Genomic DNA, 13,606 nt, shown 5'->3' on the forward strand with positions numbered 1-13,606 from the left:
AGCATATAACCTCATGGGTAGTGATGTAAATCCAGCCATTTCTCTACAGTAAACGGTACTAATACTTTATTCTAAGCGCTATAATTTTAAGAACACGTTATTTTTATTGTCAGGTTGATGTTATGCTTGGATTATAAACCTAAGGGTATAGCTAAAATGCAACAAGGTGAAACCGACATTTCGCTGATAACTTACAATATTCATAAGGGGTTTGGAGTTGGTGCCGTTCGTTTTTTGCTTCCGGAAATGAGGGAGGCGATTACAGGCTTAAATCCAGATTTTGTTTTTTTGCAAGAGGTTCAGGGAAAACATCGACGACGCGAAAGGCGAATTAATTCCTGGCCTGATACCCCTCAATTTGAATACATCGCTGAAAACATATGGCCTCACTATATTTATGCAAAAAATGCAGTATATCAATCAGGTCATCATGGAAATGCCATTTTAAGTAAATATCCTTTTGAGCGCTTTGAAAGTATTAATCTTTCAACCATCAATAGAGCCTCCAGAGGGATATTGCATACTCAATTGAATATTGGAAGTGTTACGCTTCATTTATTGTGTATTCATTTAGGGTTATTTAAAGCAGAGCGTGCTGAACAATGTAAGGCCTTGATGCAGCGTATTGAGGATATGGTTCCCCACGATGAGCCATTATTGATGGCTGGGGACTTTAATGATTGGCGTACGATCATTTCTAAAACATTGGCTGAGGATTTAGGCATAGAGGAGGCTTTTGTGACAGTAGAAGGGCAGCATGCTCGTTCCTTTCCAGCCATTAAGCCCGCATTATGTGTTGATCGAGTGTATTTTAGGGGCATGAAAGTAAAAGAGGTTGCCTGTTTGCAGGGGAAGCCCTGGCGGATGTTGTCTGATCATTTGCCTCTTTATGCGCGTTTTGAGTTACTTTCAAAATCCTGATACCGCTTTTGTTGTGTTTTAAAGGTAGGTTGGACGAAACGCCCAACCTACCTTGAGTGAGTTTACTCCATATCGCTTTGATACTCTCCGAGGCACGCCATGCTGTTTAAACGGGCTCTTTTGAGTAATGCTTCCTGAGCTGTGGCTGTATTTTCTTTTTTTCCAGCCCAAGCTTTCAAACAATCTTCCTGTAAGGCTCTACCAAATGAAAAGCTCAATAACCAAGGTTGATGGCCAATGGTATTCATTGCATTTAAGTTCGCTGTTGCCTGTTGGGGAGTCTGGCCGCCAGATAAGAAGTTAATGGTTGGCACAGATGCTGGAACATTATTGCGAAATACATTGATTGTAAAATCGGCTACTTCATCGGGATCACTAAATGGTTTTGCTTCTTTACCACAAGTAACCATACTGGGTTTTAAAATAATAAGTTCTAATTCAACCTGATGGATGAATAATGCATGAAATAATTCATGTAATACCATCTCACACACTTCTGCGCAATGCTCAATGCTGTGATTTCCGTCCATTAATACTTCAGGTTCAACTATTGGAACGATACCCACGGCTTGACAGGCTGCTGCGTAACGAGCGAGATTTTCAGCACCGGATTTTATAGCGGTTAAACTGGGTGTATGCTCGGATATGGTATAAACATTTCGCCACTTGGCAAATTTGGCCCCCAAGGCTTTGTATTCAACTAATCTATCGGTTAAACCATCCAGACCTTGTGTCACTTTTTCTTGTTCCGTGTTCGGCAAATCAACCAGTCCTTTATCTACCTTAATTCCGGGAACTATTCCTTTTTGGGCAAATAACTCGGCTATAGGAGTACCTGCATCATCCTTTTGATGAAAGGTCTCTTCAAACAGGATTACTCCATTGATGTATTGTTCCAAATCAGGAGTTGTCGCCAGCAACAAACGATAGTCTCTACGGTTTTGCTCGGTATTCTCTGTGTTAATTGATGCAAAACGTTTCCCTATAGTACTGTTACTCTCATCAGCAGCTAATATACCTTTACCATCCTGTAGCATTTGTTCCATCGTATTGGACAGTTCTTCATAATTCATAATGTATTATTCTCCTCGATTACGGATTGTTGCCATTTCTTTTGATTGGAAACGGCATTAAGACATAGCATTTTAGCGTGAAATGTATTTCTCACGGATAATGTGCTGCATTGCAAAACCATGATCTTTTAAATAATTAAAAGCATCATCGATCATACCTGGATTTCCACATAAATAAACAACATCCTGAGCTGGATTTAAATTAAGTTCGGGAAATGCATGTTGCACATAACCCTTAAATTCATTCTCTTGTAACTCATGTTGCTCTATGCGACTTAAATAGGGCCTAAAAGTTGCTTGAGGATAGGACTTGGCAAAATTTCGAAATTCATCGGCATAAAGTATTTCCTCTCTTCGTTGAACACCTTGCAAGATAACGACTTGCAGATTCGGGTTATTGTCCAGACGTTGACTTAACTCTTTAAGCATGGCTCGGTATGGAGTAGTTCCAGTGCTGGTTGCTACTAAAATGTATCGACCAGGCAGTTCGTCTTTAAATATAAGCCGGCCAAAAGGGCCATTTATATTGATTGTGTCACCTTTTTTTAAATTAAATAATAATTCAGTGCCAGGACCGCCCTCAAAATATCCAGCTGCAAATTCAATACGGTTATCCTGTCCAGGGGCGTTAGCAATACTGTAACTGCGTTTTAAACTTTTACCATCTCGCTCAAAGTGAATTGTAATAAACTGACCCGGTAAGTAAGAAAAGGGCGGGGTTAAATCACATTTAAAAATAAAATGTTTTACTTTAGGAGAAATCATAAATGATTCCTCAAGGGTAATAGGAAATGTCGTTACTTGCATGACGTATATCAACTTTTAATATAAAGTGCTTAATATAGGGGAAAAATTATGCATTGCAAGAGCTAAGAACATATAATTAACATATGACTACGATAGATTTAATAACAATATTGGGCAATTTTAGCCAATCTCTCTATCCCGTGCAGCGATTAATCTCTGGGGGAGCTTATCTATTGGGCATTTTATTTGTAATGAAAGCAATTGGAAAATTTAAAAAAATTGGCGATCACAGGGCCCAATCTTCCTCTCAGGAAAAAATGTATACTCCCTTGATGTATCTGGCTTTTGGAGCTGCTTTAATCTACATTCCTACAGTCATTCATACTATGGCCAATACGGCTTTCGGGGTTGGTAATGTATTAACCTATTCTCCGCCTCCGACACCCAATATTTACAGCTCAATGGGTTTGATCATTCGTACTGCAGGGGTAATATGGTTTATCAGAGGTTGTGTACTGATAATTCATGCCAGCGAGCCAGGGACTCAGGAAGGGCCAAAAGGATTGGCTTTTATTATTGCAGGAATATTTGCTATGAACTTTGATAATACCATTGCCATGATCAATTATTTATTGGAAAAATTTCTTACCTGGACTTTAGCGGTAAAAGCCAGCCAAGGCTATTAGATCCGGGTTCTCTATTTATCTCATCTGGCTGAAATAGCGCAATTTATCGGTTGCCCTGAATAGAGGATTACTCTTCTTCTCCACAGATCTTCAGGTTATTTGCTTTGGCAAAATCCATGATCGATTGATATACCTGAGGGCTTGATTCTTTTAATTTGGGATCAAGTAAAACGCAATTATACCCTTCGCTGTTTACGCTGGGCTGTAAGAGTGGCGAATAATAGATACGACTGTTTTTAAAGCTCGCCATTGACCCGCTCATCCGTTCAGCCCAGTCACGCGGACGAAATGTTTTTCCTTGGGAGGTCACTCCTTCAATAACAATTGTTTTCTTTTTTCGATCGGCCATAAATCTATGCATTATAAATACAGTATGTTAAGTATAACATCATCGCGTTCATGGCGCGTGGATATTTATCAATTTTGTCGTATTTTATTTTCATTAACGGCTTAAAAATGGTTTTCAATAGTAGTTTTTGCTCCATTTATGATAGCATGTCCATGATTTTGATATTAATGAGGTTTGATTGCGAATGAAAAAAGAACATCATTCTGGGATTTATTTGTTGCCAAATATATTAACCACTGCCAGTTTATTTGCAGCATTTTATTCTCTGGTCTCCTCAATGAAGGGACAATATGAAGCGGCGGTTATTGCGATGTTTGTTGGAATGATAGCTGATGGGCTTGATGGACGCATCGCACGTCTTACGAATACCCAAACAGAGTTTGGAGCGCAATACGACAGTTTATCTGATATGGTGACCTTCGGCGTGGCGCCTTCTTTGCTGCTTTATAATTTAACTTTGAGCCAGCTTGGCAAGTTTGGGTGGCTTGTTGCTTTTGTATACACTGCTGCTGTCGCATTACGCCTGGCACGTTTTAACACTCAGCTGGAAACGGCAGACAAGCGTTATTTTCAGGGACTTCCCTGTCCTCCTGCTGCTGCAGTGATGGCTTCTTTTGCCTGGATTTGTTTTCAAAATGAGTGGCAGAATTTATTCATCTCCATTTTAACTGCTGTATTTGCTCTATCTGCTTCCGTGCTGATGGTGAGTAACTTGCGATATTACAGTTTTAAAGAAGTGGATTTTAAGGGTAAAGTTCCATTTTTATATGTATTGGTTTTGATTATCCTTTTTGTAGCTATTGCTTTGAATCCGTCCATAGTGTTGTTCGGAGGTTTTATTATTTATGCTTTATCAGGACCTGTCTTAACTTTAATATACGTACAAAAAAAGAGAAAGCAACGACGAGAGGGTAGTAAATAACTGGCCAGTAGTGGTCCAGTTATTCGCCTTCGCCAAAATAGTTATTGATTAGCTGGACTAAAGCATCATTCATGGCGGACTCATCAGGTCCGTCTATTTCAAGTGTTAACTCACTGCCTTTATTGGCGGCGAGCATCATCACACCCATTATGCTTTTTCCATTAACGGTTTGCGAATCTTTGGTTACATCAATATGGCTTTGAAATCTTGCCGCAGTTGAGACAAATTTTGCAGAAGCTCTGGCGTGTAAACCCAATTTATTAATAATGGTAATTTTAGTCTTTATCATAGCGTCTACAATGTATCATGACTCAGGCGTCAGGTATAGATTAGACTCATTAAAAACACAGTTCTCAGGAAGAAACAGGTGATATTTGCTTGTTTGAAGTGAAACAGGCACATCATCGCTTCTCTAAATTGCGATGGTGTGCCTTGGGAATATTAAAATTTACTCTCTATGATCTCTAAGACCCAGTATTTTTTCTTTGTGTTTCACCAGTTGTCGATTCAATTTGTCAACAAGAGTATCAATTGCTGCGTACATGTCTTCAGATTCAGAACTTGCATGCACTTCACCTTTTGTTACTAAAATAGTGGCTTCTGCAATTTGTCTCAGTTTTTCGACATCAAATACTACATTGATTGCAGTGATGTGTTCAAAATGACGCTCAAGCCGTTCAAATTTTTCTTCGGTGAATGCTCTGAGTGCAGGAGTAACATCCAATCGATGTCCAGTGATGTTGATTTGCATAAGGCTCTCCTTCAGTTGAATAATTAATTAACTACGAATTACTTTTCGTTCATTAGATGGGGCTATCCCCATGGCTTCGCGATATTTTGCAACAGTCCTTCTTGCGACTTGAATGCCTTGCTCAGCAATTAATTCAGCGATTTTACTATCACTTAACGGTTTTTTCCTATTCTCTGCCAAAATTAATTTTTTAATGATGGCACGTATTGCTGTTGAGGAACACTCTCCTCCAGCATCGGTGTTTACATGGCTTGAGAAAAAGTACTTTAGCTCGAACACGCCTCGGGGGGTATGCATAAATTTTTGAGTTGTCACTCGGGATATAGTTGATTCATGCATATCCAAGGCTGCCGCTACATCATTCAAGATTAGAGGCTTCATCGCCTCGTCACCAAACTCCAGAAATCCTTTTTGGTACTCTACGATACAGGTAGCAACTTTGAGCAGAGTTTCCTGACGGCTTTGGATGCTTTTTAAAAACCAGCGGGCTTCTTGTAAATTATTTTTTAAATATTGGTTATCACTACTGTTATCCGCTCTTTGAATTAATGCAGCATATTGATTATTGATACTCAAATGAGGCAAAACGGTTTGATTGAGAATAACCTTCCACTGGTCGTCTGCTTTTTTGACTATCAAGTCGGGAATAATGTATTCAGTAATATCCTGATGGATTAAATTGCCAGGTTTAGGATTCAATCTGTGGATAATCTGTAGAATTTCATCAATAATTTTTTCATTGATTTGATATTTTTTCATCAATTGCCTGTAATTATGCTGGCCGAGCAGATCGATGTCTTCCAGCAAAATTTTTTTCGCAATTGTTAAATAGCCTGTATCTAATGGTAGTTGTTCCAGTTGAATCAATAGTGTTTCTGACAAACCGGTTGATGCGCAACCCACGGGATCAAAAAGTTGAATTCTGTGTCTCACCGCTTCAATTTCATCCAGATCCAGAGGAAAATCGTCACTATTCAAGCTTGCATGGATGTCATTAATGGACATAGAGAGGAACCCGTCGTCATTAATCGCATCAATGATGGTTGTTGCTATCACTCGGTCAATATCGCTCATAGGCGAGAGGTCAAGTTGCCAGCGCAAATGATCCTGTAAATTGGTTGTAGTGCAATGCAAGTTGTCAAAATTATAATCGTTGTCATCAAAATTATTGCGTTTGCTTAAATTGTTATAGAGTTGAGACCATTGAAAATCAGTAAATTCATCATTATTTTGTTGTTCAGAAGCATTCTGGCGTGGTTCTTCCTTTTCTTCAACAGGAGTTGCTTCCAACATGGGATTTGATTCAACGACCAGTTGAATTTCCTGTTGTAAATCTATTGTTGATAATTGTAACAGTCTTATTGCTTGCTGTAGCTGTGGTGTTAGCGTGAGATGTTGGCCAATACTAAGTTGTAATGACGGTTTCATGCAAATCCTCTTTGTTTTCACTGCTATTAACTATCAGTTTAAACGATCCGTAAGGATTATCCAGTGTTTGCCGTGCTTAATTTGAAGATTACCATGCTTAATTATTTGATTTCATTAACTAAATGAACAGATTAATAATTAAATGTTACAGATTGGATTTATTTTAAGTAATGAAGAAGAAAGAGTGCCCCATAAGATATGGGGCTAAAGCAATTATTTTACTTTTTTCTCTTTAAAGAGCACGTGCTTGCGTACTTTTGGATCGTACATCATAAGTTCCATCTTTTCAGGATGGTTACGTGGGTTCTTTGTTGTTGTTTTATAGTATCCAGTTCCTGCTGTGGATTCCATTTTGACTTTTACAGTAACAGCTGCCATGGCTTATCCCCTTGAGTTATACTTTCTCGCCTTTAGCTCTGATTTGATCCAGAACTGCTTTAATACCTAATTTGTCAATAATACGCATACCTTTAGTACTCAGTTTTAATGAGACAAATCGATTTTCTTCTTCAACCCAGAACTTGTGGTTCTGTATGTTGGGCAGAAAGCGTCTTTTAGTTTTATTGTTAGCGTGCGACACTTTGTTACCAGTCATGGGTCGCTTGCCAGTTACCTGACATACTCTAGACATTCTGTTACTCCAAATAGGTTCTATATTGTGTTCGTCTTTGTAAAATTCGGGGCTTTCGTTAAACAAAATAGCCGGATGTGAAATACAAGAGCGGTTTTATAACAAAAAAACTCCAATATTGCAATAATTTTTACTTCACTCTGCTAATTAAAACCCAATATTTGAGACAATCAGCAGGGCTCGCTTAAATCGTTTAAAACGATTCTTTTTATTTTTACTCAATAGAGTGTAGCGAATCATAACGTAAAATGAGCTATTGCTTCTTTTAATTTATCAAAAAAACGTTGAATGAGGAAGCTTGGTAGAAGTTTTAAACAAAATCAGTATAATTCGATGCTTTTGAATTGAGTTTTAACGATGCATCGTAAGATTAAAAGTTATGTTCTGCGTGCAGGACGAGTGAGTAATCGCCAGCAGCAAGGATTGGATTTGTGGCTTAAAGATTTTGAGATAACCATGGATAACGAACCCCTGGATTTATCAAAAGAATTCAATCGAGCTGCGGATACCGTTGTCGAAATTGGTTTTGGCATGGGTACATCGTTATTAACTATGGCAAAATCCAATCCTCAAATAAATTATTTAGGTATCGAGGTTCATAAAGCAGGTGTAGGCAGTCTGGTAGCTGATTTGCATGATCATCAGTTGTCTAACGTCCGAATAATGGCTCATGATGCTGTAGAGGTATTCCAAACTCAACTAGCAGATGATTCTCTGGCAGGGGTACAAATTTTTTTTCCAGATCCCTGGCACAAAAAACGCCATCATAAGCGACGTTTGATTCAACCCGAGTTTATTCGGCTGTTAGTCCAAAAAATCAGGAAAGGCGGCTTCATACACTGCGCCACAGACTGGATGGAGTACGCCGAACATATGCTCGAAGTGTTAACTGCAGAACCTGCATTAAAAAATCAGCAAGACAACGGGGGATATTCACCAAAGCCTGATTCGCGGCCACTAACAAAATTTGAATTACGGGGCGAGCGTTTGGGGCATGGAGTATGGGATTTGATTTTTATTAAACAATAGGGATGTGACATGTTTGGAAAACTACTACTAATCAGTGGTTTCACTGTATCTTTGGCTGTAAATGCCGCATCCGAAATGCCCTTGTTGGCACATCTTACCGAAATCGCTGGTGCTTCAGGCTTTGAAAAGCCTGTACGACAGGCGATGCAAAAGAATTGGCAACCTTTATTAACTGATTTAAAGGTGGATGGAATGGGCAACTTGATTGGGCGCAAAAACAACCAGCATGGTCCCAAATTACTGTTGATGGCACATTTGGATGAAACTGGTTTTATGGTCGAATCCATTACTCCGGAGGGATTTTTAAAAGTAGTTCCTTTGGGGGGGATTGCTAATTCAGTTATTTATGCCCAGCGCTGGACAGTCACCACTGCGCAAGGTCCTGTTTTAGCTTATTCTGGCATGGATTCGCCTCATCTGTTAGGAGATAAGAAAATGCTTGGATCTCCTGATATGAACTTTTTGTTTTTGGATATAGGGGCGGAGAGCCAGGAGCAGGCGCAAAAAGAGTTTGGTATACGTCCTGGGCTTGAAGTGACACCAATCAGTGAGTTTAGTCGATTAAGCAGTCATCGATTTTTGGCTAAAGCACTGGATGATCGTATCGGTCTTGCTTCAATTACCGATATGCTGGAGTTATTGAAACAGAAACAACAACCGAATCAGCTGTATGTTGCGGCAACGGTGCAAGAAGAAATTGGATTACGCGGAGCCAGTACTGTTTATAAGGCGACACATCCTGACGTGGCAATTAACATTGAAGTGGGGATAGCTGATGATTATCCTGCTCTGCTTGCAGAGCGTAAAAACCGTATATTTTTAGGAAAAGGCCCCAGCGTATTTGTATACGATCATTCAATGATTCCCAATCAGGAGCTGCTTGAATGGGTTATTGAACTGGCTAATAAGAATTATATTCCCTTACAGCTTGAAGTGGAGCCTGGATATGGTGAGGATGGAGCAAAAATTCAAGCCTCCGGTTCGGGTGTTCCTGTAGTAAATATTGGCATTCCTATTCGTTATGCACATCAGCACGCCGGTATTTTTGATAAACGAGATTATGATAATGCAGTGAAGCTGATGACGCTGATCGCCGAGCATTTAAATCAGGATGTTGTAGACAATATTAAAAAGAGTTGATATTTGTTCTGACAGAACTAAAGTAAGCACAATATAGAAGGAACTGGATATTATAATACTCAAGGTACTGTGCCTGTTTTGTAAGCCCCGTTTGAACTTCAATTGCCCATTGTGTAATATCGATGTTCGAGCGGTGAATCATTAGAAGCGCTATAGAGAGGGATGTACGATATGGATTTTAGAGATGAAATGAACAAAGTAATTGGATTGAGTCTGGAGGAATTCAGAGCTTATATCCTTCGCAAATTACAACAGGATAAGAATTATCTTCAAAGGCTCTTTTGGTTACCCAATGGCTCGCAATTGACTGTTTTAAATTATTTGATTGAACAGCATCAAGAACCTGTGAACGATCCTGAAGCAGCAGAACCTCCAATACAACTGATGGATAAAATCGATGTGATTCTGGAGTTATCCAGTAATGTGAATGTTGGTGAACCCATACACCAGGCTATTACTTCAGGAAAAACTCTATTGGCGCTCCATTTGTTACAAGCCGATAAAATGAATTGTTCACTGGTCGAATACATTACTGTCAATGTAATCAGTGCGCTTAATGCCTTGAGAGAAAAGGCCAAAGAATTGGCCTCAGAGTTACAATCATTCCTGTTTGATGTGAATAAACGGGATAATGAAGGCCATACGCTGCTTTCATTGGCAATAGATACCAAAAATCCAGAATTACTTATCCATATTCTGGTCAAAGATCCTAATATTCATGCGGTAACCAACAGATCAAATGCTCAGGCAAAATTTCAACCACTTCATCAGGCTGTTGTTTTGGATTATGCCGATGGAGTTCGATTATTAGCTCATGAAGGAGCGAACCTCTCAAATCCTATGGGAGTTATGAAAGATACTCCTGTTTTGTTGGCTTCCCGTTTGGGTAAAATTAATGCATTGGAAGCGTTAATGGAGTTTCCAGTAGAGAAACTCAATCTTGATGCAGAAAATAATCATTATTTTGAAGATAAAAAAACAGGTCATACTGCAATTGAAGAGTTGTGCGTGCGTATTGCAAAGAATGAAGGAAAGGGAGATGCTCTTCGAGGTGTGGCTGTTTTATTATGTCATGGCGCCGAACCTCCTCGTAATGAAAGCATGCGTACTTTATTACGTAATAATCGTGTTACTTTATTAAAGGCTGTACACCGTTATCTGGAAGACAAACCGGACCTTGTCGATCCCTTTGTCAATCGATGCCATCTTACAGAAAGTGCACTACATTGTATTGTTTACGCTGATCATTCCTGGGGAAGTTCGATTCGTCATCTTCTAGGTAGCCCTTGTTCTGCAGCCTTTTTGGTTGAGGAGTTGGTTATTCGAAAATACAGCAATACCTTAGTTGCTCAAGGCTCAAATGAGCCATTACAAACTGCTGCAAGTGCTAATTTGTCTACAGAACACGATCCTCTAAAACTCTATGCTGAATTCGTGAGACGCTATAAACAAGCTTATGAAAACCAACTGCTACCTAATTTCTGGAGTACTATGCGATGGATGATAGCAGAGGGGCGCAGTGATTGGGGAGCAGTTGAGCGTTACTCAAAAACTTATCCTAAAAGCCGGACCGGGATCATCTATAACGAAATGTTTCCAAAATTTAATATGCCAGATGATTTTGATAATGAAGCTCAGGATAAGCCTTTGGCAAATCGAATTTGAGTGGTGTTGCCATGTCAGTTTATGGGCATGGCTCTATTTGCAGCAGAACTTAAATAATAAATCTTGAAACAGTATCTACTTGCTTAAACTTGATATACCCCATAGAATTCTAGCTTTCTTTAAACATGTTAGGAGTGGTACATGGGGTGGAATGAGCCAGAAAAAGGCAAGGATCCATGGAAGGGTAAAAATCAGCCTCCAGATCTTGATGAGGCTTTAAAGCGTATTCATGAAAAATTGAAGAACACTTTTTTTGGAGGCAATGGTTCATCCGAAAATCAATCATCTGGTGGATCAAGTGGTGGTTTGTTGGCGATGATAGTCGCCCTGATTGCTTTTATCCTCTGGGTTCTTTCTGGAATATTTATTGTCGATCCTGCGGAACAAGCGGTCATTTTGCGATTTGGTAAATATGTTGAGACCGTAGGCCCAGGACCTCATTGGATACCAAGAATAATTTCATCCAAAATCGTCATGAATGTTGATCGGGTTATGGATTATTCATACTCAGCACAGATGTTGACCAGTGATGAAAATCTGGTAGCGGTATCTTTGGCTGTACAATACCGGATCAGTGATTTACAGCAGTATTTATTTAATGTTGCAAATCCTGAAGAGAGCCTGCAGCAAGCCACCTCCAGTGCGTTAAGACAGGTAGTCGGCACGACTACTCTGGATCAGATTATCACTGAAGGCCGGGAAATCTGGGGAAATAGTGTGCAGGATACTTTGGTGAAAACACTGGATATATACAAGCCAGGAATTTCAATTGTTAACGTATCTCCTCAACCTGCCCGCGCACCTGAGAGTGTGCAGGATGCCTTTGATGATGCCATTAAAGCTCAGGAAGATGAAAAACGATTTAAAGAACAGGCTTATGCCTATGCGGCTAAGGTAATTCCTATTGCTGAGGGTAATGCCAGTCGTATTGAACAGGAGGCCGAGGCCTATTCAAAACAAGTTGTTTTACGTGCTCAGGGAGAGGTTGCCGAATTTTTAGCTCTACTTCCTCAATTTGTTGCATCACCACAAATTATGTCCGAACGTATGTATCTTGAGACCATGCAAAAGGTATTGAACAGCAGTACTAAAATTATTGTCGACAGTAAATCGGGCAATATGCTTTATTTGCCTTTGGATAAAATCATTGGCAACCAGAATGCTACTCAAACCAATAGCACAAAGAGCAAAATCAGTACTGTGAATAGTGCTAATGATAATGACAGTTTAATACTTTCTGGACGAGATCTCACCAGACCTACTTACAGTCAAGGGAGGGATTAATTATGAATGCTACCAAGACAAGCATCGGTATTGTTTTATTTTTAATTTTAGTTTTATTGTTGACCAGTGTCTTTACTGTAACTCAGGGGCAACAAGGAATTATTTTACGTTTAGGCAGGCTGGTAAAAGATGCTCAGACCGACAAAGTGAAAGTCCTTAAGCCAGGACTGCATTTTAAAACCCCTTTTATTGAAAGCGTTCGCATTTTTGATACTCGTATACAGACTATGGACATCAAATCTACTCGAATAGTGACTAAAGAAAAAAAGGATGTGATGGTTGATTATTATGTTAAATGGCAGATCGCTGATTTAGCACAATATTTTAAATCCACAGGGGGTAATGAATTTAAGGCTGAAACGCTGTTGGAACAACAATTGAATACTTTATTACGTGCCCAATTTGGTAAACGTACCATTTCAGATGCTGTTTCCGGTGGCCGTGAAGACGTCATGGAATTACTACGAAATGCGGCTGAAAAACAAGCAGGTGAATTGGGTATTAATGTAGTTGACGTTCGTATTAAAGGCATAGAGCTTCCTGCTAATACCAGCAATGCGATTTATCAACGCATGCGCGCCGACATGCAGAAAATTGCAAACAGACATCGCGCTGATGGGCAAGCTGCGGCTGAGGAAATACAAGCTAAAGCTGATGCTAATGTTATGGTCTTACTGGCGAAAACGAAAAGTAATGCCCAACGGACCCGTGCGATTGGACAAGCGGAAGCGGCAGCGATATACGCTAAGGCTTACGGTCAAAACAAAGAGTTTTTTGCTTTGTATCGAAGTTTAATTGCCTATGAAGGTAGTTTTAATAATAAAAAAGATATTTTGGTTTTGGATCAAAGCAGTTCGTTTTTTGATTACTTTAAACACGCCATGCCAAAAAATGATGGTGTAGCTGCTAAAAATTAATTATAATGTCCGATTTTGCTGAAATCGGGTTCAAGATCAATCAGCTTTTGCAGACTAAGAGTG

16 protein-coding genes are annotated in these 13,606 nt (G+C 39.5%); 8 read left to right on the forward strand and 8 right to left on the reverse strand.

The features are described from left to right. Nucleotides 1–156: 156 nt before the first annotated feature. A complete protein-coding gene (locus tag G543_RS0105635) occupies nucleotides 157–921 on the forward strand; it encodes an endonuclease/exonuclease/phosphatase family protein (protein ID WP_028383673.1) in 765 nt (254 codons plus the stop codon). A gap of 62 nt (nucleotides 922–983) precedes the next feature. On the opposite strand, the gene G543_RS0105640 is transcribed toward G543_RS0105635, so the two are convergent. Then, entirely contained in the window at nucleotides 984–1,994 is a 1,011-nt protein-coding gene (locus tag G543_RS0105640; protein WP_028383674.1) for a class I fructose-bisphosphate aldolase, read from the reverse strand. 72 nt (nucleotides 1,995–2,066) lie between these two features. Next, nucleotides 2,067–2,801, reverse strand: a complete 735-nt coding sequence (locus G543_RS0105645) for a ferredoxin--NADP reductase (RefSeq protein ID WP_028383675.1) — start codon at nucleotides 2,799–2,801, stop codon at nucleotides 2,067–2,069. An 83-nt stretch (nucleotides 2,802–2,884) separates the two neighbouring features. Between G543_RS0105645 and G543_RS0105650 the strand changes: the two genes are divergently transcribed. Further along, entirely contained in the window at nucleotides 2,885–3,427 is a 543-nt protein-coding gene (locus G543_RS0105650; protein ID WP_028383676.1) for a hypothetical protein, read from the forward strand. Between the two features lie 67 nt (nucleotides 3,428–3,494). Here the strand turns inward: G543_RS0105650 and G543_RS0105655 are convergent, their stop codons facing one another. Beyond that, nucleotides 3,495–3,776: a DUF3579 domain-containing protein gene (locus G543_RS0105655; protein WP_028383677.1), complete on the reverse strand. Its 282-nt coding sequence runs from the start codon at nucleotides 3,774–3,776 to the stop codon at nucleotides 3,495–3,497. 184 nt (nucleotides 3,777–3,960) lie between these two features. Here G543_RS0105655 and pssA point away from each other — a divergent pair, with 184 nt between their 5' ends. Continuing rightward, nucleotides 3,961–4,698 carry a CDP-diacylglycerol--serine O-phosphatidyltransferase gene (gene pssA, locus G543_RS0105660; RefSeq protein ID WP_028383678.1) on the forward strand — a complete coding sequence of 246 codons (738 nt, stop codon included), beginning with the start codon at nucleotides 3,961–3,963 and terminating at the stop codon, nucleotides 4,696–4,698. 19 nt (nucleotides 4,699–4,717) lie between these two features. Here the strand turns inward: pssA and G543_RS0105665 are convergent, their stop codons facing one another. The 5 genes from G543_RS0105665 to rpmB form a co-directional block, all read right to left on the reverse strand. Further along, complete coding sequence (locus G543_RS0105665) at nucleotides 4,718–4,987, reverse strand: HPr family phosphocarrier protein (protein WP_028383679.1); 270 nt, start codon at nucleotides 4,985–4,987, stop codon at nucleotides 4,718–4,720. A 159-nt stretch (nucleotides 4,988–5,146) separates the two neighbouring features. Further along, complete coding sequence (gene hpf, locus G543_RS0105670) at nucleotides 5,147–5,449, reverse strand: ribosome hibernation-promoting factor, HPF/YfiA family (RefSeq protein WP_028383680.1); 303 nt, start codon at nucleotides 5,447–5,449, stop codon at nucleotides 5,147–5,149. Between the two features lie 27 nt (nucleotides 5,450–5,476). Continuing rightward, the gene (locus G543_RS0105675) at nucleotides 5,477–6,877 is read right to left on the reverse strand and encodes an RNA polymerase factor sigma-54 (RefSeq protein WP_028383681.1); all 1,401 of its coding nucleotides are present in this window, start codon (nucleotides 6,875–6,877) and stop codon (nucleotides 5,477–5,479) included. 213 nt (nucleotides 6,878–7,090) lie between these two features. Beyond that, the gene (gene rpmG, locus G543_RS0105680; RefSeq protein ID WP_006872450.1) at nucleotides 7,091–7,255 is read right to left on the reverse strand and encodes a 50S ribosomal protein L33; all 165 of its coding nucleotides are present in this window, start codon (nucleotides 7,253–7,255) and stop codon (nucleotides 7,091–7,093) included. A 16-nt stretch (nucleotides 7,256–7,271) separates the two neighbouring features. Next, nucleotides 7,272–7,508, reverse strand: coding sequence for a 50S ribosomal protein L28 (gene rpmB / locus G543_RS0105685; RefSeq protein WP_028383682.1), 237 nt, complete (start codon nucleotides 7,506–7,508; stop codon nucleotides 7,272–7,274). 357 nt (nucleotides 7,509–7,865) lie between these two features. On the opposite strand from rpmB, the gene trmB reads away from it, so the two are divergent. From trmB to hflC, 5 genes are all read left to right on the forward strand, one after another. Beyond that, nucleotides 7,866–8,537 carry a tRNA (guanosine(46)-N7)-methyltransferase TrmB gene (gene trmB / locus G543_RS0105690; RefSeq protein WP_028383683.1) on the forward strand — a complete coding sequence of 224 codons (672 nt, stop codon included), beginning with the start codon at nucleotides 7,866–7,868 and terminating at the stop codon, nucleotides 8,535–8,537. 9 nt (nucleotides 8,538–8,546) lie between these two features. Beyond that, on the forward strand, nucleotides 8,547–9,677 hold the full coding sequence (locus G543_RS0105695) for a M42 family metallopeptidase (RefSeq protein WP_028383684.1): 1,131 nt from the start codon (nucleotides 8,547–8,549) through the stop codon (nucleotides 9,675–9,677). Nucleotides 9,678–9,848: 171 nt separating this feature from the next. Then, complete coding sequence (gene ankC, locus G543_RS0105700; RefSeq protein ID WP_028383685.1) at nucleotides 9,849–11,342, forward strand: Dot/Icm T4SS effector AnkC/LegA12; 1,494 nt, start codon at nucleotides 9,849–9,851, stop codon at nucleotides 11,340–11,342. Between the two features lie 141 nt (nucleotides 11,343–11,483). Continuing rightward, a complete protein-coding gene (gene hflK / locus G543_RS0105705; RefSeq protein ID WP_028383686.1) occupies nucleotides 11,484–12,626 on the forward strand; it encodes an FtsH protease activity modulator HflK in 1,143 nt (380 codons plus the stop codon). Between the two features lie 2 nt (nucleotides 12,627–12,628). After that, nucleotides 12,629–13,543, forward strand: coding sequence for a protease modulator HflC (hflC, locus tag G543_RS0105710; RefSeq protein ID WP_028383687.1), 915 nt, complete (start codon nucleotides 12,629–12,631; stop codon nucleotides 13,541–13,543). Nucleotides 13,544–13,606: the final 63 nt, after the last annotated feature.

Origin of the sequence: Legionella moravica DSM 19234, assembly GCF_000423305.1 — a bacterium.
GTDB lineage: Bacteria > Pseudomonadota > Gammaproteobacteria > Legionellales > Legionellaceae > Legionella > Legionella moravica.